Annotated in this window: 14 protein-coding genes; 3 read left to right on the top strand and 11 right to left on the bottom strand. The window is 69.9% G+C overall.

Annotated elements, in window-relative coordinates:
* Positions 1-24: 24 nt before the first annotated feature.
* From ACOKM3_RS08365 to ACOKM3_RS08320, 10 genes are all read right to left on the bottom strand, one after another.
* A complete protein-coding gene (locus ACOKM3_RS08365; RefSeq protein ID WP_426898483.1) occupies positions 25-1,422 on the bottom strand; it encodes an aldehyde dehydrogenase family protein in 1,398 nt (465 codons plus the stop codon).
* Positions 1,419-3,365: a hydantoinase B/oxoprolinase family protein gene (locus ACOKM3_RS08360; protein ID WP_426898481.1), complete on the bottom strand. Its 1,947-nt coding sequence runs from the start codon at positions 3,363-3,365 to the stop codon at positions 1,419-1,421. The genes ACOKM3_RS08365 and ACOKM3_RS08360 overlap by 4 nt, the downstream gene beginning before the upstream one ends.
* On the bottom strand, positions 3,362-5,392 hold the full coding sequence (locus ACOKM3_RS08355) for a hydantoinase/oxoprolinase family protein (protein ID WP_426898480.1): 2,031 nt from the start codon (positions 5,390-5,392) through the stop codon (positions 3,362-3,364). Before ACOKM3_RS08355 ends, ACOKM3_RS08360 begins: the two co-directional genes overlap by 4 nt.
* 24 nt (positions 5,393-5,416) lie before the next feature.
* The gene (locus ACOKM3_RS08350) at positions 5,417-5,650 is read right to left on the bottom strand and encodes a hypothetical protein (RefSeq protein ID WP_426898478.1); all 234 of its coding nucleotides are present in this window, start codon (positions 5,648-5,650) and stop codon (positions 5,417-5,419) included.
* A gap of 68 nt (positions 5,651-5,718) precedes the next feature.
* Positions 5,719-6,975, bottom strand: a complete 1,257-nt coding sequence (locus ACOKM3_RS08345) for an acyl-CoA dehydrogenase family protein (protein WP_426898477.1) — start codon at positions 6,973-6,975, stop codon at positions 5,719-5,721.
* Positions 6,972-8,324: an MFS transporter gene (locus ACOKM3_RS08340; protein WP_426898475.1), complete on the bottom strand. Its 1,353-nt coding sequence runs from the start codon at positions 8,322-8,324 to the stop codon at positions 6,972-6,974. Before ACOKM3_RS08340 ends, ACOKM3_RS08345 begins: the two co-directional genes overlap by 4 nt.
* Before the next feature lie 126 nt (positions 8,325-8,450).
* Positions 8,451-9,350 (bottom strand): HpcH/HpaI aldolase/citrate lyase family protein, encoded by a 900-nt coding sequence (locus tag ACOKM3_RS08335; protein WP_426898473.1) that lies wholly within the window; start codon positions 9,348-9,350, stop codon positions 8,451-8,453.
* Between the two features lie 35 nt (positions 9,351-9,385).
* On the bottom strand, positions 9,386-10,600 hold the full coding sequence (locus ACOKM3_RS08330; protein WP_426898471.1) for a CaiB/BaiF CoA transferase family protein: 1,215 nt from the start codon (positions 10,598-10,600) through the stop codon (positions 9,386-9,388).
* The gene (locus ACOKM3_RS08325; RefSeq protein WP_426898470.1) at positions 10,597-11,544 is read right to left on the bottom strand and encodes a MaoC family dehydratase; all 948 of its coding nucleotides are present in this window, start codon (positions 11,542-11,544) and stop codon (positions 10,597-10,599) included. The genes ACOKM3_RS08330 and ACOKM3_RS08325 overlap by 4 nt, the downstream gene beginning before the upstream one ends.
* Positions 11,541-12,896: an MmgE/PrpD family protein gene (locus ACOKM3_RS08320; RefSeq protein ID WP_426898468.1), complete on the bottom strand. Its 1,356-nt coding sequence runs from the start codon at positions 12,894-12,896 to the stop codon at positions 11,541-11,543. The genes ACOKM3_RS08325 and ACOKM3_RS08320 overlap by 4 nt, the downstream gene beginning before the upstream one ends.
* A 241-nt stretch (positions 12,897-13,137) precedes the next feature.
* Between ACOKM3_RS08320 and ACOKM3_RS08315 the strand changes: the two genes are divergently transcribed.
* Together ACOKM3_RS08315 and ACOKM3_RS08310 are read left to right on the top strand one after the other, a co-directional pair.
* Positions 13,138-14,286, top strand: coding sequence for an acyl-CoA dehydrogenase family protein (locus ACOKM3_RS08315; RefSeq protein ID WP_426898466.1), 1,149 nt, complete (start codon positions 13,138-13,140; stop codon positions 14,284-14,286).
* Between the two features lie 32 nt (positions 14,287-14,318).
* Positions 14,319-15,530 carry a cytochrome P450 gene (locus ACOKM3_RS08310; protein ID WP_426898464.1) on the top strand — a complete coding sequence of 404 codons (1,212 nt, stop codon included), beginning with the start codon at positions 14,319-14,321 and terminating at the stop codon, positions 15,528-15,530.
* Between the two features lie 16 nt (positions 15,531-15,546).
* Here the strand turns inward: ACOKM3_RS08310 and ACOKM3_RS08305 are convergent, their stop codons facing one another.
* Entirely contained in the window at positions 15,547-16,422 is an 876-nt protein-coding gene (locus ACOKM3_RS08305) for a PaaX family transcriptional regulator (RefSeq protein WP_426898462.1), read from the bottom strand.
* A gap of 234 nt (positions 16,423-16,656) precedes the next feature.
* On the opposite strand from ACOKM3_RS08305, the gene ACOKM3_RS08300 reads away from it, so the two are divergent.
* Positions 16,657-18,207 (top strand): AMP-binding protein, encoded by a 1,551-nt coding sequence (locus ACOKM3_RS08300; RefSeq protein WP_426898460.1) that lies wholly within the window; start codon positions 16,657-16,659, stop codon positions 18,205-18,207.
* Positions 18,208-18,221 lie beyond the last annotated feature (14 nt).

The following is an 18,221-nucleotide window of genomic DNA, read 5'->3' as shown; positions in this document are numbered from 1 at the left end:
CTCTTCTCGTCGCTCGGGGAGCGCTCAGTAGGTGACGATGACGCTCTTGAGCTGGGTGTATTCGTGCAGGGCCTGAAGCCCCTTCTCCCGGCCGTGGCCGCTTTGCTTGTAGCCGCCGAACGGTGTCTCGATCAGTGAGCTGCGCCAGGCGTTGACGTAGACCTGTCCGGCCTCCAACCGCTCGGCGACCCGCAGGGCTCGGGAGATGTCCCGGGTCCACACACCTGCGGACAGCCCGTAGTCGGTGGCGTTGGCGAGCCGGATCGCCTCGTCCTCGCTGCGGAACGACAGGACGGACAGGACGGGGCCGAAGATCTCCTCACGGGCGATCCGCATGTCGCCGCGCACCTGCGTGTAGACGGTCGGCTCGACCCGATTGTCACCGAGGCCCGTGCCACCGGTGGCCAGGGTCGCCCCGTCCTCCTTCGCGATGTCGAAGTACCGGCACACCTTCTCGTACTGGTCCGCGGTGGTCAGCGGGCCAAGCCTGACACCGAACTCCCTTACTCTGGGCACCAGTTGCTCCACGAGTCGGTCGTGCACGCTCTCGTGGACCAGCAGCCGGGTGCCCGCAGAGCACACCTGACCGGTGTTGTACGCGAAAGCCAGCACCGAGCCCTCGACGGCACGGTCCAGGTCGGCGTCGGCGAAGACGATGTTCGCGGCCTTCCCGCCCAGTTCCAGGGTGACCGGCATGATCTTGTCGGCGGCGATGTGGCCGACCAGGCGGCCCGCGCGCACCGATCCGGTGAACGACACCCGGCGCACGTCCGGGTGTCCGGCCAGCGGGGCACCCGCGTCCTCGCCGGTTCCGGTCACCACATTGAATGCACCCTCGGGGAAGCCGATTTCACCGACGAGGCGGGCCAGGGTGAGCGAGCCGGCCGAGGTGAACTCCGAGGGCTTGACCACGACGGTGTTGCCCATGGCCAGCGCGGGAGCGGCGGAACGCACGCACTGGTTCAGCGGGGAGTTCCACGGTGTGATGACTCCGATGACGCCGTACGGTTCGCGGCGGGTGAAGGCATGCGTGCCGGGGCCGGCGTCGAGGGTGTGGCCCTGCTCGATGTTGACCAGGCCGCCGTAGAACTCGCAGTACGCCGCCGCGCCCTCGACCTCCAACCGGGCCTGCCAGTCCGGCTTTCCGGTCTCCGCCGACTCCAACGCGATGAACTCCTCCGCGCGTTCACGCAGGGCGGCGCCCAGCGCGATCAGCAGCCGGCCGCGCTCCATCGGCGGCCGGGCCCGCCAGCCGGGGCCCGCCTGCGCGGCCGCCGCGACGGCCGTGGCCACGTCGGACGCGTCGCCGGCGGGGATCTTCGCCACCTCCTGGCCGTCTACCGGTCTTGTGGACGTCAGGTAGCGCCCGCGCGCCGGGGGAACGGGCTTGCCGCCGATCCAGTGTTCGTACCGCTGCGTCATCGCTGCTTCCTCGCCATCTCGGCACGCAGGCGCGCCGTTTCGTCGGTGTCGACCGTGAGGTTCTCCGGGTCGTTGTCCGGGTCGCCGGTGATGGCGACGCCGTAGTCCCTGGCGGCGCCCGCGAGGCCTACGTAGCCGTCCCGGACGTCCGTCTTCACCTTCTCGACGTCGCGTTCCAGGGGATCGCCCCAGCCGCCCCCGCCGTTGTTGCGCACGCGCAGGACTGTGCCGGCGGCGGTCTCCCAGTACGGGACGCGGAACGGGAACACGTACTCGCCGTCCGGGTCGGGGGCGTTGGTGTGCGGGTCGAGGACCCCGGCCAGTGCGGTGGCGTCGCGGAAGGCATCCGGGCCCGTCGGCGGGAAACCGGTGAACTCCTCGGGCGAGCCGCCCCAGGTCCACACCCCACCGGTGCGGCCGTCACCGCCGCCGACGACACCGAAACCGGGCGCCTGCTTGTAGCGCAGCGACATGAAGTTGTGCCGTGCCGGCAGCCGCCACAGGGTGTCCCGGTCGAGAGCCGCACCGCCCCGGTGGAGTCCCGGGCCACCGCTGTCCGGCACGATCTCGTGGCGCAGGACCACCACGGGCGCCGAGTGCTCGACCGTCTCCGCCGCGACGGCGATGCCGTTGGCCTGGTAGGAGAGCATCTGGCTGTCCGCGTCGCCGTGGATGTTCGCGCCGAAGGGACCGACCTCGCCGCCGCATTCGGCGACCGACAGCCACGGTGTGCCGTCCGGACGCACCCCCGAGGCGTTGTGGATGTCCGTGCACCCGCTGTCGCCCGCCATCGCCGCCGGGCCCACCGCGTGTTGCAGGGCCCGCAGCATGGCGGACATGACGACCTGGTTCTGCTCGTAGAAGGCGAACACCGCGCCGTCGGGCGGCAGCGCGCTGACCACCGTGCCGTCCGGGATCACCAGGTCGATGTCCTCGAACAGGCCCGAGGTGAAAGGGCCTTCGGGATCCAGCAGGTACTTCAGGGCGACACCGACGCTCGTCTTGGCGTCCAGCGGGGTCGCGTTGACACACGTCCTCGCCTGCCGGGAGCTGCCGCTGAAGTCCACCTCCACCCGGCCGCCGTGCTTGTGCACCCGCACCTGGACGCGATACGACTCCGAGTCGTCGACGCCGTCGCAGTCCATCAGGTCACTGCCCTCGTAGACACCGTCCGGGAGGCCCAGCAGGCCCCCTCGCATGCGTTCGGCGGAGGCGTCGCAGACATAGGTCATCGCACCGTGCAGCGCCTGCGTGCCGTAGCGTTCGGCGCTCTCCTTCAACAGTCGCTCGCCCAGCTCCAGTTCGGCGCAGATGGTGCGCATGTCCGGGAGGAGGATCTCGCCGAACCGTACGTTGTCGAAGATCAGGTTCCAGGTCTCCCGGACCGGTTCGCCGCCCAGCTGGAGGGCGCGGGGCGAGAGCACCAGACCGTTCTCGTAGACGTTGTGCTTCATCACGCTGAAGCCGCCGGGCACGGTGCCGCCCATGTCGAGCTGGTGCGCCTTGAGACTCACGTACGCCAGCAGTCGGCCCTCGTGGAAGACCGGGCGGATGAACAGCATGTCGTTGACGTGTGTGCCGGTCCGGTACGGGTCGTTGGCGACGATGACATCGCCCGGGCCGAGGCGGTCCTCGCCGTACTCCTGGACCGACACCCGTACCGAGTCCGTCATGGTGCCCGTGAACAGCACCAGGCTGTTGCTCATCGCCGCCGTCGGGTAGCCGATCTCCTCCGGTCCCGTGATCACGGCCGCGAAGTCGTAGAAGTCGCGCAGGATCGGGGAGAACGCGGCGGTCAGCAGCCGGCGGCACATGTGCTCGACGACGTACTCCAGGCGGTTGCTGAGCACAGTGGCGGTGAACCGGTCGCAGCGGTAGCGGGACTCGAAGGCGGCGCCGTCCAGGTCGCGGATGAGCTGCTCGCCGGGCAGTGTGCTGGTCACTTCTCCTCCAGTTCGATGGAGATCTCGCCGAAGCGGCCGATCTCGGCCACCTGACCGGGGCAGACGAGGACGGTGGAGAGGACCTCGCGGATGATGGCGGGGCCGTGTACCCGCGCGCCCACCGGGAGACGGTCACGGGTGTACTCGGCGGCGGACAGCGGTGTGTCGTCGAAGTACCGGAGCTCGATCGTGCGGTCCGCGACGACCTCGGCGTCCGGCGCGGCGGGCAGTTCGGTGTGCTCGAACTTCTCGCTCTCCACGGTGAGTTGGACGCGGAAGGTGACACCCTCCACCGGCATGTCGGGGAACCGGTTGCCGTAGCGCTTCTCGTACGCGTCGTGGAACGCGTCGACCATGGCCGTCACGGTCTCCGCGGTGACGGGGCCGTCCGGGACGTCGACGAAGGGCGTCTCCCAGTGCTGGCCCATCAGGCGGCCGTCGAAGGTGCGCTTCACGGTGATGCGCCGGCCGTCGTCGCCGACACGCTCGCGCAGCCGCTGCTCGGTCTCCTGGAAGACGGCTCCGACGGAATCGGCGGCCTCCGGTGTCAGGGCGGTGTAGGCGCTGCGGCTGTCGTAGTGCACGAGGTCCGTGGACAGCAGCCCGATCGCGGAGAACAGGCCGGGGTTGGGCGGGATGACGACCCGCTTCGCGCGCAGCAGTCCCAGCGTCGCCGGGAGGAGCATGCCGCCCGCGGCCCCGTAGGCGACCAGGGTGAAGTCCCGCGGGTCGACTCCGTGCCGGACGGCGACGTTCGTCATCTCCTCGGCGATGTTCGCCACCGCGATGCGGTACGCGTAGCGGACCCGCTCCTCCAGCTGCAGCGGCGTGTCGAGGGACTCGAAGGCGCGTCGGGCGAGCTTCTCGTCGAGCCGCAGTTCGCCGCCCGCGAGGCCGGAGGGGGAGAGGACACCCATGAGCAGACAGGCGTCGGTCACGGTGGGCAGTTCGCCGCCCCTGCCGTAGCACGCGGGGCCCGGGGCCGCGCCGGCGCTGCCGGGGCCGACCTGCACGTCGCCCGAGGAGGAGATCGACACGAGACTGCCGCCGCCCGCGCCGACCGAGGAGATCTCCGTGGACAACGCGTTGATGACGAGGTCGTGTTCGAGCTCGAAGGTGGTCTCGACGAACGGCTCGCCGTCGACGACGAGCGAGATGTCTGTGGAGGTGCCGCCCACGTCGGCGCAGAGCAGGTCGTGCTCACCGATGGCCGCGCCGAGACGCACGCTGGAGAAGGTGCCGGCGGCGGGCCCGGCGAAGACGACACGGTGCGGCTTGTCCAGAGCCTCCCGCCACGGCAGCAGGGTGGCCGCGCAGTCGGCGAAATTCAGCTCGCCCTGGAAGCCGGCCGCGCGGAGCTCGGCGTCGAGCTCGTGCGCGTACTGGGTGAAGATGAGCTTCATGAACACGTCGATGACGGTGGTCGAGCCGCGGGCGTACTCCTTGGCCAGCGGTGAGGTCTGGGAGGAGAGGGAGACCGGGATGTCACCGAGCACCTCATGGATCAGCTCACGCACGCGCTGCTCGTGGGCGGGCGCGGCGTAGGAGTTGAGCAGGCACACCGCCACACCTTCGACGTGACACCGTGCCAGCACGGCCAGTTGGGCGCGGACCTGCTCCTCGTCCAGCGGCAGCAGCACCGTGCCGTCGGAGAGGGTGCGCTCGGCCAGGCCGCGCCGCAGGTAGCGGGGGACGAGGGGCCTCGAGACGTCGCCGAACGAGCGGCGCCAGCGGGGGTCGGTCTGGCCCTTGGTGGGACGCCACACCCGGCCGCGGTCCAGGATGTCCCGGTGGCCCTCGGTGGTGAGGAAGGCGATCTTCGGCAGTCGGCGGGTGATCACGGCGTTGAGGCCCATGGTGCTGGCGTGGTTGAACACCCCGCTGCCCTCGACGCCCAGCCGCTCGGCGCCGGCCACCACCGGTGCGGCCGGGTTGCCGGGATCGCTCGGCACCTTGGTGACCTGTATCCGCCCGTCCCGGACGGCGACTACGTCGGTGAACGTGCCGCCGACATCTACTCCTAGCATGGTGGTTTCCTCGGGTCGGGCAGGTCAGGAGCGTGCGGTGACGGACAGGCCGAGCGGGGTGTAGGCGCCGAACAGCGGGCCGGGCAGCCGCTCGGCGGAGGCGAGGCACCGTTGGCATTTGCGGACCTCCCACCAGCCGCCGTTGCCGAGAACCCGGTACGTGGCGAGGGCCTGGGCCCCGCATTCGGGGCAGGAGCCCTCGACCGGGCTCCGTTCGGCGTCCAGATGTTCGGGCAGGGGGCGGGGGAACGAGTGCATGGCTGTACTCCCTGGTTCGTGTGCGGCTCGGTGCGGGGTCAGCGGTTCGTCTGCGGCTCGGTGAGGGGTCAGCCGAGAGGGCTCTTGGGTAGCAGCCGGTCGGCGATGATCTTCCGCTGGATCTCGCTGGTGCCCTCGAAGATCGTGGTGAGGCGGGCATCGCGCCAGTAGCGCTCGACGCGGCGCTCGGTGGTGTAGCCGTTGCCGCCGTGCAGCTGGATCGCCTGGGCGGTGACCTCGGCGGCCATCTCGGTCGCGGTCAGCTTGACCATGGCGGCCTCGCGCCGGCACGGCAGACCGGAGTCGATCATGTGGGCGACCTGCTGGTAGAAGGCCCGCGCCTGGTCCACCCGCGCGGCCATCTCGGCAACGGTGAACCTCAGGTATTGGAAGTCGCCGATGGGGCGGCCGAACTGCTCCCGCTCCTGCAGATACGCGAGGGTGTCCTCGACTGCCCCGCGGGCCAGGCCGACGGCCCGCGCCGCGGTCTGTACCCGGGCCGTGTTGAGTTCGGCCTCCACGGCCTTGAATCCCGCGGTGGAGGTGGCCTCGGTCTCGGTCAGGGGAGTGAGGTCCCCGGCCGGCTTCGGGAAGACGCGGTTGGCCGTGGGGACGCGCAGCCCGTTGAAGGTGAGGTTCCAGGTGCGGAAGCCGTGATAGCCGATCTTGTCGATGGGGACACCGGTCAACCCGGCCGGGAAGGAGCCGCGTTCCTTCTCCACCAGGATCGAGCCCAAGCCTGCGGCCCGGGACTGGCCCGGCTCCGGATCGGCCAGTCGGCAGAAGACCTGGATGAAGTCCGCGGCCAGCGCGTTGCCGCACCAGCGCTTCTCGCCGGAGATGACGAATTCGTTGCCGTCCCGCTCCGCCCGGGTCCGTACGGCGGCGAGGTCGGAGCCGACCTCCGGCTCGGACAGCGCCGCGGCGCCGATCCAGTCGCCCCGTGCGCTGCGTTCGATGAGCGTCCGGCGCCGCTGCGGATCGGCGACGTTGACGCCCATTGCACCCTGGGCGCGCACGATGACGCTCGCGGTGCTCAGCCAGGCGCGGGCCAACTCCTCCGAAATCATGCAGTATTCGAGAACGCCGAGTCCCATGCCGCCGAGTTCGGTGGGCACGGTGATACCGAAGTAGCCCTGCTTGGCCAAACCCTCCACCAGCGATGCGGGGAACTCCGCCTTGTGCGGGTCGAGTTCGTCGGCCACCGGCAGGATCTCCTCGGCCGCGAAGCGGCGGGCTTCGGCCTGGACGGCTGCCCGTTCCTCGCTCCAGTACGGGGCGGCGATGACGGGCGGCTGGGGCTCGCGGAAGGTACGGGTGCTCATGCGCGCTCCTTCGTGGGTGCCGGGGTGGCGCCGGCGGGGGCTTCGGTGAGGTCTTCCAAGCTTCGGTTGGTGGTGCGTTCGCCGAAGAGGCCGACGGTGAGCCCCATGGCGACCATGGCCCCGGCGGTCACGACGAAGACGGCCGTGAAGCCGAGGCCGGTGAAGACCGCGGCGATCAGGAAGCTGGAGCCGAACCCGGCGAGACGTCCGATGCCGTTGACGAAGCCCGTGCCGGTGCCCCGCAGCCGGGTCGGAAAATTCTCCGGCAGGTAGGTGTAGACGAATGAACTCCCGGTCTGCAGCAGCAGCGTCACCAGGAGGCCGCTGGCCAGGAGCATGGCCTGGGAATCGGTGAAGGCGAAGACCAGGATGCCGACGGCGACCAGGGTCTCGACGGCCCACAAGGTGTACTTGCGTTCCCAGCGGTCGATGAACGGCCAGGCGAGCAGGGCGCCGGGTACCGCGGCCAGGGACAGGACGGACGTGTAGGTCAGGCTCTCCTGAGTGCTGAGACCGTGCTCCACCAGGAGGGTCGGCACCCAGGAGTTGAATCCGTAGAAGCCGACGGCGAGGAACGACAGCATCAGCGCGGTGACGACCGTGCGCCGCCGCAGGGCCGGCCCGAAGAGTTCGGCGGTCCGCGGCCGGGCCATGGCAGGTTCCTCGTGAGGCTCGGGAAGGTCCCGGCCGGTCGCTCGGTGGGCCTCGGCCTCCAACTGTTCGATCAGCGTCCGGGCCTCGTCGGCGCGCCCTTGCGCTTCCAGCCACCGCACGGACTCCGGCAGTCGTTTCACGGCCAGCACGCCGACCAGGACACCGACGGCGCCGAGCACGAAGATCCAGCGCCAGGCCGATGGATGGGTGGGAATCACAAAGCGGGCGAACCAGGCCATCAGTGGGATGCCGGCCAGGCCGACGGCGAGACCGATCGACTGGATGCGGCCGCGGCTGTGCTGGGGATACATCTCGGACACGTAGGTCATCAGCACGGCCACCATGGCCTGCAGGCCCACGCCGGTGAGGACCCGGTACGCGGTCAGATCGGCCATGCCGACGGCGCCCGCCGAGGCCAGGGAGAACGCCGAGTAGAAGAAGACGGCACCGATGATGGTCCGCTTGCGGCCGTATCTGTCGGCGAGCCAGCCGCCCGCCGCGGAACCCACGAACATGCCGAGGAAGGCCGCGGAGGTGACGACACCCACGTCCCCGACGGACAGGCCCCATTGCTCGCGGATCGCGGGCGCGGCATAGGCGAACGTATTCAGGTCACCCATGTCGAACATGAGGAGCAACCCGAGCAGGATCAGCCAGCCGCGCTGGGTGCGGGTGACCACCGGCAGCCGGTTCATGCGGGCCACCAAAGTGGGGTTGGTCCCTTCCTGTGATCCGGGGACTCCTGTGCTGACGGCCATGTTGACCCTTTCCGGACTCGTCCTTGAGCGGAGGGAATGGGGAGGGAGGAACGGGGGAGGGGGTCACAGGCCGATGAGTTCGGCCTTGTCCAGGACGTTGCGCAGGAGGCGCACCGACGCGGCGTCGACCATGTCGCCGTCGAGCGTGATGGCGCCGAGTCCCTGCTGTTCCGCGTCCGTGTAGGCCTTGGCGAGCTTCCGGGCGCGGTCGACCTCCTCGGTCGAGGGCGAGAACACCTCGTTGGCCGGGGTGATCTGGCTCGGGTGGATCGCCCACTTGCCCTGGTAGCCGAGGGAGGCCGCCCACCGGGCCTCGCGCAGGTACTCGTCGGCGTTGGAGATCGCCGCGTAGGGGCCGTCGATCGCGTCGAGTCCGGCCGCGCGCGCCGCAACAATGATCTTGTTGCGGGCGTAGTGCCAGATGTCCCCCGGGTAGTGCGGGCTCTCGCCGATGGCCTGGGCCGGCACGCCCTGGGAGCCGGCGAAGTCGCCGGGCCCGAAGATCAGGGCCTCCAGGCGCGGGCTGGCGGTGGCGATCTCCTCCACGTGCATCAGACCCTCGACCTCTTCGATGAGGACCTCAAGGCCGATCCGCTTCGACAGGTCCAGGCTCTGCTCGAGCTGGCCGAGCAGCACGTCGACCCACCACACGTCACGTGCCTGCTTGACTTTGGGGATGACGATGACATCGAGCGCGTCGCGGGCGCCCTCGACGAGGTCGATGATGTCGCGGTGGGCGTGCGGTGTCTCAAGGGAGTTGATCCGGACGGCCCGGGTGCGGGGCCGCCAGTCCAGGTGTGTCAGGGCGTGTACGGCCTTGGCGCGGGACGGTGCCTTCTCCTTGGGAGCGACCGAGTCCTCCAGGTCGAGAAAGACGTAGTCGGCTTCGCCGGCGGCCGCCTTGGCCATCATCTTTTCGCTGCTGGCCGGGGTGGACAGCTCACTGCGGCGCAGTCGTCGCATGGTGGCTCCATGTCATAGGGGGAGTTAAGGGGCGCTCAGTGCGCGGTGCGGTCGGCGCGCAGCCGTGCGATCTCCTCGGCCCGGCAGCCGAGTTCGGTGAGGATCTCGTCGGTGTGCTCGCCGAGCAGCGGCGCCCGCCGGTACTCCTCGGGCGGCGCGCCGGTCACCTTCACCGGCTGCCCGGCCAGGGTGACGGGGGTGGCCGAGCCGGGCTGTTCGACCTGGGCCAGCATGTTGCGGACCGTCAGGTGCGGGTCGGTGAAGAGGGCCTCGGCGGTGTTGACCGGGCCGGTCGGCACGGTGTCGGCCAGCCGCGCGGTGATCTCGGCGCGGTCGCGGACGCCGGTCCACTCCTCGATCGCCGCACGCATCTCGTCGCGGTGCACGACGCGCGCCGCATTGGTGGCGAACCGTGGATCGGCGGCGAGTTCCGGCCTGTCCATGACCTCGCACAGCCGGGCCCACTGCTTGTCCAGCGGGGCCGCGATCGCCACCCAGCCGTCGCTCGCGGGAAACACCCCGAACGGCGCGAGGAGCGGATGGTCGTTGCCCTCCCGTCCGGGGACGGTGCCCGCGAACGAGTGCTGGTGGATCACGCGCTCGCACAGCGAGACGATCGCGTCGTACATCGCGACGTCCACGAACCGCCCCTGTCCGGTCCGCCCCGCGTCGCAGACGGCGGCCATCACACCGAAGGCGGTCAGTACGGCGGGGAAGATGTCACCGATGCCGGAGCCGACCTTGGTGGGCCCGCTGTCCGGGTGGCCGTTGATGGCCATGACGCCGCCCATGGCCTGGGCGACGACGTCGAACGCCGGCCGGTCGAGGTAGGGGCTCTTGCCGGTGCGCGGATCGCCGAAGCCGCGGATCGCACCGTAGACCAGCCGTGGATTGACCTCCCGCAGGGTCTCGTAGGAGAGCCCGAGGCCTTCCATGACACCGGGACGGAAGTTCTCGATCAGCGCGTCCGCGTCCTGCACCAGGCGGCGCAGCAGTGCCTTGCCGTCCTCGGTGGTCAGGTCGATCGCGATACTGCGCTTGTTGCGGTTGATGGAGGCGAAGTAGCCGCCGAAGGCGCGCAGTTCGTCGTCCTCGCGGTGCGGGCCCTGGGTGCGTGACATGTCGCCCTGGGGCGGTTCGACCTTGATGACGTCCGCGCCGAGATCGGCGAAGAGCATGGTGCAGTACGGGCCGGCGAGGGCCCGGGTGAGGTCGATGACGCGGATGCCGTCGAGTGGCCTGGAGGTCATGCGGGCCTCCGGTTCAGCAACACCGTGCGTTCGGCCTCCAGGACGATCTCGTCCCGCTGGTTCACACCCCAGTGCCGGAAACATACGACACCTGCCGCATCATCGTCGGCCTTCGTGGACAGCACCTCGGTGTACGCGTAGAGGGTGTCTCCGTGGAAGACGGGTGAGGGGAACCGCAGCCCGTCCAGGGTGAGTTCGCGCACCGCGTGTTCCGCGGTGTCCTGCATGGTCAGCCCGATGACCAGGGAGGCGGTGACCCCGCCGAACACGATGCGCTGCCCGAACGGCGTGTCCTTCATGGACTCTTCGTCGAAGTGTCCTGAGGCGGTGTTCATCGCCAGGTTGCACAGCAGCACGCCGTCCAGGTCGGTGACGGTCTTGCCCCGCGCGTGCTCGTACACCTCACCCGTGACGAAGTCGTCGAAGTACAACTCTCCGTCGGGCGGGGCGCTGTTCCCCTCGCCGTCGGCCGCCTTGATCAGGTTGGTGCGCCGGAAGTCGATGACGGGCTCCCCGTCCACGTACCCTTCGGTGTGCCAGGTGACGATGCCCATCCCGGGCCTGCTGTCCGAGCGCCGTGTCGCGAGTACCGTGCTGACGGCTGTCAGGGTCTCGCCCACCAACACGGGTCTGTGGAAGGTGAGTTCGTCGATACCGAGGAAGGCGCCGCCCGACTCGCTGAGGTCCTCGACCGAGAGCCCGACCGTGGTCATCAGCAGGAACATGGGATTGACGACGCTGCCGGCGTGCCCGGTCGCCAGTGCGGTCTCCCGGTTGAAGTAGACCGGGTTGAAGGCGAGGGTGAGCGTGGACATCACGGTGTTGTCGGCCTCGGTCAGAGTGCGGCCCCAGTGGTGCTCGAACCGTTGGCCCACGGTGAAGTCCTCGAAGCGGTGGACGCGCTCGCGCCTGCGGGCCCGTTTCCGCAGTTCGGTGACGTTCATGTCAGCTCCTTCGTGAGGGCGCGGATGTCGTCCAGGTCTTCCAGGTGGCCGACGAGTTCGACGAGCGTGCCGGCGGCGCCCGCCCCCAGTACCGGTTCGACCAGAGCACGGAACTTGGTGTGCAGCCGGTCCTCCTGCTCGGCGGGTTCCTGACTCCAGGCGGGCACCCCGCGGTCCACCTCGGCGGCGAGCGTGCGGCCGTCCCTGAGGCGGACGACCACATGGGAACCGAGGGCCGGCAAGCGGTCGTCGGCGGTGACGCGCATGCGTTCGGTGATCGCGGTGACGCGCTGGTCGCGCACTGCCTCGTCGGTGAACAGGCCCTGGTCCAGGGAGGCGCCGTGCAGCAGGGACAGCGCGGTGGTGTACGTCAGGGAGAACTTGCCCTCGAGGCCGGTGGCCGGGCGGGGGATCGCGCAGACCGCCAACTGCTGTGACGGGACGAATATCTCGATCGTGTCGACCTGCTCGGCGGTGAGCTTGTCGTTGCTCCGCAGCAGGCCGATGGCGTCGATCGAGGCATGTGTGCCGTAGCAGGAGGCGTGCCCCTTGAACAGCACCTGCAGGATGTGCCAGGGGCTGCCGAACGGTGCCCGGACCGCGTCGGGGTCGGCCCGGTCCGTCTGTGTGGCCGCGAACCCCTGCGGGCAGAACAGGGCATCGGCGGCGACGGTGACACCAGCGGCGGCGAGGCGGGCGGCCAGGAGTCCGGAGGACGCGGCCCGCCCGGTCTGAAGCGGCTTGCCCATGGTGCCGAACATGGCCTTCAGGCCCGACGCCGAGAGGGCCGCGATCCCGAGTGCCTGTTCCGTGTGTTCCGCGTCGAGGCCGAGCAGGCGCGCGGTGCCCGCCGCCGCACCGAAGGTCCCCACGGTCGCGGTGGTGTGGAACCCACGTGCGTAGTGCCCCGGTGAGACTGCCAGGCCGACCCGGCACTCGGCCTCGAACCCCGCGACGAACGCGGTGAGCAGCTCCCTGCCGTGCGCGCCGGCTTCTTCCGCGGCGGCGAGGACCGCGGGCAGGAGCGGTGCGGAGGGATGGCCTCCCATCCCGGTCATCTGCATGTCGTCGTAGTCGAGCGCGTGCGCCGCGGCGCCGTTGATCAACGCGGCCGTCGCCCCGCCCGCGTTCCGCCCGGCCCCGAGCACGGTGCACGCCCCCTCGGCGGCCTCGCCGCTGACGGAGTGCCATGTCCGGCGCACCACAGGTTCCGAGGCTCCGGCGATCGCCGCGCCGAGGGTGTCCAGCACGCAATGTTTGGCGAGGGTCAGCACATCGCGGGGAAGGTCGTCGTGGTCCAACGAAGCGATGGAGCCGGCCAGAGCGCCGGTCGGTGATGTCTCAGTGCCCACACGACCTCCTTGTCGTGGAGGTGTTCCAGGGAGCGGAACACGCTGGCGTCGAACGGTGCGAGGAATATCCGGGGCGCCGTCCGGGCCTGTCCACGGCTGCTTTCACTGAGCGAAAGAAGCTGTCCGGGATGGGCGGGTCCGGGCCGGCCGATTGCCGCTGAGCGGAAACGGCCGTTGACGCCTGCTCCATGCCCCTCGTTGGTTGGAGCGGACAGCCGATCCCGCATGCCTGGAGCGTCCGATGCGAACCGACCTGTTCACCGACGAGCACGAACTGTTCCGCGAGAGCGTGCGGGGCTTCGTGGAGCGCGAAGTCGCCCCGCACGTGGAGGAGTGGGAGAAGGTGGGCCGGATCGATCCGAAGCTGTGGCGCACGGCGGGCGAGCAGGGACTGCTGGGGCTCGGGGTGCCGGAGGAGTACGGCGGAGGAGGCACGGCCGACTACCGCTTCCGGTGCGTGATCATGGAGGAACTCGCCCGCGTGGGCGCCGCCTCGGTCAACGTGGCGCTCGGCGGATTCGACGACCTGATCGGCCCCTACCTCGTCGACCTCGGCACCGAGGAGCAGAAGCGGCGCTGGCTCCCCGGTCTGTGCTCCGGCGTGAAGGGCGCCGCCATCGCCATGACCGAACCCGGGGCCGGCAGCGACCTGCGGGGCATCCGGACCACCGCGGTGCGCGACGGCGACGACTGGATCCTGAACGGCAGCAAGACCTTCATCACCGGAGGCAGCCGCGCGGACGTGATCATCGTGGTGGCCCGTACGGACCCGGATGCGGGCGCCCGCGGGTTCACCCTCCTCGTGGTGGAGGGTGACATGCCCGGTTTCACACGTGGCCGGGCGCTCGACAAGCTGGGGCAGCGCGCCGAGGACGTGTCGGAGCTGTTCTTCGACGACGTACGTGTACCCGCGACGCATGTGCTGGGCACCGAGGGCGGCGGCTTCGGCCACCTGATGGAGCGGCTGCCGAAGGAACGGCTGTCCATCGCCTACTACGGGCTCGCTGCGGGGGAGGCCGCGCTGCGCTGGACCATCGACTACACCAAGGAGCGGCACGCCTTCGGCAAGCCGGTCGCGGAGTTCCAGAACAGCAAGTTCGTCCTGGCGGAGATGGCCACCGAACTCGACGTCACACGCGCCTACTTGGATCGCTCCGTCCTGGCCCTCAACGCGGGCGAGCTGTCCGCCGTGGACGCCGCGCAGGCCAAGTGGTGGGCGACCGAACTCCAGCAGCGAGTCATCAACCGCTGCCTGCAACTGCACGGCGGTTACGGCTACATGCGCGAATACCCCATCGCGCGTGCCTTCGTCGACGCCCGAGTACAGACGATCTACGGCGGAACCACCGAGATCATGAAGGAGATCGTCGGCCGCGACCTCGTGAAGTGACCTGTCATCCACCCACAGACGGGAGCCGCCCCATGTCCACCCACGGCCTCACAGGCACAGACGTACCAACCCTTGACGACGACCCCTTCGGACACCGCATCCTGACCGATCCGTACGACTTCCACGCCCGGCTGCGCGACGCCGGGCCGGTGGTCCGGCTGCCGCGCTACGGGGTGTACGCCATGGGGCGCTACGAACACGTCCACGCCTCGCTGCAGGACTGGAAGACCTTCGTGTCCAGCCGCGGCGCGGGACTCACGGACTTCAAGAGGGAGAAGCCCTGGCGGCCCCCCAGCCTGCTCCTGGAGGCCGACCCGCCGGACCACACCGTCGTGCGCCAGGCCATGGGAAGCGTCATCTCCCCGCGCACCGTACGGGAGTTGAAGCCGGTCTTCCGGCCCAAGGCGGAGGCCCTCGCGGACCGGCTGGTGGAACGCGGTGCCTTCGACGCCGTCACGGACCTCGCCGAGGTGTACCCGCTGCAGGTCTTCCCGGACGCCGTGGGCCTGCCCCAGGAGGGGAGGGACGCCCTGCTGCGCTACGGGGCGTTGGCGTTCAACGCCTTCGGACCGCACAACGACCTCCTGGACGCGGCGCTGGCGACCGCCGGACCGGTACAGCAGTGGATCGCCGACAGCTGCCGCCGGGAATCCCTGGCGCCGGGCGGGTTCGGCGCCCGGCTGTGGGAGGCCGCCGACCGCGGCGAGATCAGCCATGAGCAGGCGCCGCTGCTGGTGCGGTCACTGCTGAGCGCCGGCGTCGACACCACGGTGTACGGCATCACCAACATGATGTACGCGTTCGCCTCGCATCCCGAGCAGTGGGAGCGGCTGCACCGTGCCCCTTCGCGGGCGAAGTTCGCCTTCGACGAGGCGCTGCGCTTTGAATCACCAGTGCAGACGTTCTTCCGAACCACCGCGTACGACACGGAAGTTGCGGGGGTGCCGATCCCGGAAGGGAGCAAGGTCCTGCTGTTCCTGGGGTCCGCCAACCGGGACCCGCGGCACTGGGGCGAGGCGGGCGACCGTTTCGACATCGCCCACCGGGCGGCCGGGCATGTGGCCTTCGGGATGGGCGTGCACCAGTGTGTGGGCCAGCCCATCGCCAGACTGGAGGCCGAACTGGTTCTCAGCGCACTCGCCGAGCGCATCCGCGGCATCGAACTCGACGGGGTCCCGCGACCGAAGCTGAACAACACCATCAAGGGCTGGGCGAGCATCCCCGTGCGCGTCACTCCGGCATAGGGGGGGGCAGGGCCCCTCAGCGGCCGCGCAACGCGCGCTCGAAGTCCGCGTGCGCGCGCTCTTCGAGTTGATCCCACAGGGCCCAGTACGCGTCCGTGGACCGCTTCGCGGGCCAGTCGTCCGCGAGGTAGTCCGCCGGCAGCCCCGGATCGGTGTGCAGGACCCGCAGCCAGTCCGTCACCAGCGCGGTGAGCTGCGCGACGGTGCTGGGCGGCGGCGCGGAGGTGGCACTGGATGGTGACACGGAGGCGTCGCTCCACCGGCGCAGGAACGCTTCGTGCTCCTCACGCAGCGCGGGCAGGTCCCAGGCGCGCCGGACGATGCTGTCCATCGGCGTACTGGGCAGTGGACGGGCCAGGAACCCGCCCAACTCCGCCACCGCCTCGGCCATGACAGGGGAGAGCACCGAGTCCAGATCCACTGTCCCCGGGGCGATCCACAGGCCGTCGCGCACACAGCCGAACCCGGCCCACACCAGGCGGGACCTCAGCTGGTCGCGTACCTCCCGCCGGCTCTCGGGCAGGGAGTAGCTGAGGAGTGTCCACTCGTCGTCGGTGTGGGTGAACGGGGTGCGCGAGCGTACGCGCGTACCGATCGCGCGCATCGTCTTCTCCGCGTGGCGCGTCAGCCGGAAGTTCGCGACGCGCCCCTCCTTCCCCCGCGCCAGCAGACCTCGGTGAACCATGCGGCTCAGCGTGGCACGCGTCGCCATCTCGGTGACGCCCAGGTCACGCAGGAGGTCGATGAACACACGCGACGGAATGGGCTCGGCGGCGCGATCGAGGGCGAAGGTGCCGAGGAAGGCGAGGAGCAACTGCTGCGGCGGTCGGCCCGCATGCGTTTCGTGCCCGGGCGTATCTCGGGTCCCACCGGCCTGCGCGGCGTCGCTCATCCTGCGCTCCCCTTGTCCTCGACGCTCCGGGTGAGCCCCCGATCCTGCCTCATGCGTATCCCGGCGATGTGTGGGGGGCATCCGTCGACCTCGGCAAAGTTTAACAATGTATTGACGCGCGTGACATAGCTGTCTAACTTCGCGTTGTCGGGCGCCGTCGGCGCCGGCCCGATCATGCGCAACGGGACCGTACTTGCGGGAAGTTCTCCGCAGTCCTACTTCCGAGGAGCTCAAGTGATCCACCGAAGCGGGACCGCCGCCATCCACATCCCCGACACCTCCCTGTCGGCACACGTACTCGCGAAGGCGCCCGCGCTGGGAGACAGGCCCGCGCTCGTCGATGCCGAGACCGGAGAGGTCGTCACCTACGCCGGTCTGGTGCGCTCCGTGGAGCGCGGTGCGTCGGGCCTCGCCGGTATCGGAGTCGGGCAGGGAGATGTGGTCGCGGTCATGAGCCACAATCAGCCGCGGTTCGCCGTCGTGGTGCACGCCGCGCTCGGCGCCGGCGCCGCGGTCTCGCCGCTCAATCCCGCGCTCACGGTCGACGAGATCGCCAAACAGCTGGCCGACTCGGGCGCATGCGTCCTGGTCGTGGCCGAGGCGTGTGCCGCCAAGGGGTACGCCGCCGCGCAACGCACCGGCGGTTGCCGGGTGTTGACGATCGGAGAGCCCTCGAGGCCCGGCTCCTGGGACGTGCTCGTCACCGAAGCGGCTGGGGTGCACCCCGTCCCCGAGATCGACCCGGCCTCGACGCCGGCCGCGCTTCCCTATTCCAGTGGGACGACAGGACTGCCCAAAGGGGTGGTGCTGACCCACCGCAATCTGGTGGCCAACCTGGAGCAGATCCGGCACAGTTGGCGGATCACCGAGACGGACACCGTGTGCGCCGTGCTCCCCTTTTTCCACATCTACGGCTTCACGATCATCCTCAACTCGGCACTGCTCGCGGGCGCCACCATCGTCACGATGCCGCGTTTCGAGCTGCGCCGATACCTGGAGACGGTCGAGCGCCACCGCGTCACCCGCGGCCATCTGGCCCCGCCGATGGTGCTGGCGCTGGCCCGGTCGGAGGAGGCCGGAGCGTACGACCTGTCGACGATGCGTACCGCGGTGTGCGGCGCCGCGCCATTGGACGAGGAACTCGCCGCACTCGCGGAACAGTGCATCGGATGCGTCATCCGGCAGGGGTACGGCATGACCGAGGCGGGGCCCGGCACACACGCCACGCCCGATGAGGACTTCGCGGCAGTGCCGGCCGGTTCGGTCGGCCGACTGCTGCCGGGAACGGAGGCTCGTCTGGTGGACGTCACCACCGGACGGGACGCCGACGGCGCGGCAGCCGGTGAACTGTGGGTACGGGGACCTCAGGTCATGGCCGGATACCTGGGCAATCGGGCGGCCACGGAAGAGACCCTCGTCGACGGCTGGCTGCGCACCGGAGACATCGCCCGCGTGGACGCCAAGGGCAACTTCTACGTCGTGGACCGGCTCAAAGAGCTGATCAAGTACAAGGGGTACCAGATAGCTCCCGCCGAGCTGGAAGCCCTCCTGATCAGCCACCCGGACATCGCCGACGCCGCCGTCGTCGCGATGCCGCACCCGACCGGTGGCGAGGCGCCCAAAGCGTTCGTCGTCCCGTGCCGCCCCCTGGACCCCCGGACGCTCCTGGAATGGGTCGGCGACCGTGTCGCGCCGTACAAGCGCATCCGCACCGTGGAGTTCGTCGACACCATTCCCAAGTCACCGGCGGGAAAAATCCTGCGCCGCGAACTCAAGAACGCCTGACGGCCTGTGCCGGA

The sequence above is a fragment of the Streptomyces nidicola genome, assembly GCF_050106155.1.
Classification (GTDB): domain Bacteria; phylum Actinomycetota; class Actinomycetes; order Streptomycetales; family Streptomycetaceae; genus Streptomyces.
The sequence above is the reverse complement of the archived record's forward strand: the minus strand, read 5'-3'. Positions and strand labels throughout refer to the sequence as shown.

Coding starts and splice junctions, on each gene's coding strand:
- ACOKM3_RS08365 (WP_426898483.1), bottom strand. CDS start 1,422: ATGACGCAGCGGTACGAACACTGGATCGGCGGCAAGCCCGTTCCCCCG.
- ACOKM3_RS08355 (WP_426898480.1), bottom strand. CDS start 5,392: ATGCTAGGAGTAGATGTCGGCGGCACGTTCACCGACGTAGTCGCCGTC.
- ACOKM3_RS08350 (WP_426898478.1), bottom strand. CDS start 5,650: ATGCACTCGTTCCCCCGCCCCCTGCCCGAACATCTGGACGCCGAACGG.
- ACOKM3_RS08345 (WP_426898477.1), bottom strand. CDS start 6,975: ATGAGCACCCGTACCTTCCGCGAGCCCCAGCCGCCCGTCATCGCCGCC.
- ACOKM3_RS08340 (WP_426898475.1), bottom strand. CDS start 8,324: ATGAACCGGCTGCCGGTGGTCACCCGCACCCAGCGCGGCTGGCTGATC.
- ACOKM3_RS08335 (WP_426898473.1), bottom strand. CDS start 9,350: ATGCGACGACTGCGCCGCAGTGAGCTGTCCACCCCGGCCAGCAGCGAA.
- ACOKM3_RS08330 (WP_426898471.1), bottom strand. CDS start 10,600: ATGACCTCCAGGCCACTCGACGGCATCCGCGTCATCGACCTCACCCGG.
- ACOKM3_RS08325 (WP_426898470.1), bottom strand. CDS start 11,544: ATGAACGTCACCGAACTGCGGAAACGGGCCCGCAGGCGCGAGCGCGTC.
- ACOKM3_RS08315 (WP_426898466.1), top strand. CDS start 13,138: ATGCGAACCGACCTGTTCACCGACGAGCACGAACTGTTCCGCGAGAGC.
- ACOKM3_RS08310 (WP_426898464.1), top strand. CDS start 14,319: ATGTCCACCCACGGCCTCACAGGCACAGACGTACCAACCCTTGACGAC.
- ACOKM3_RS08305 (WP_426898462.1), bottom strand. CDS start 16,422: ATGAGCGACGCCGCGCAGGCCGGTGGGACCCGAGATACGCCCGGGCAC.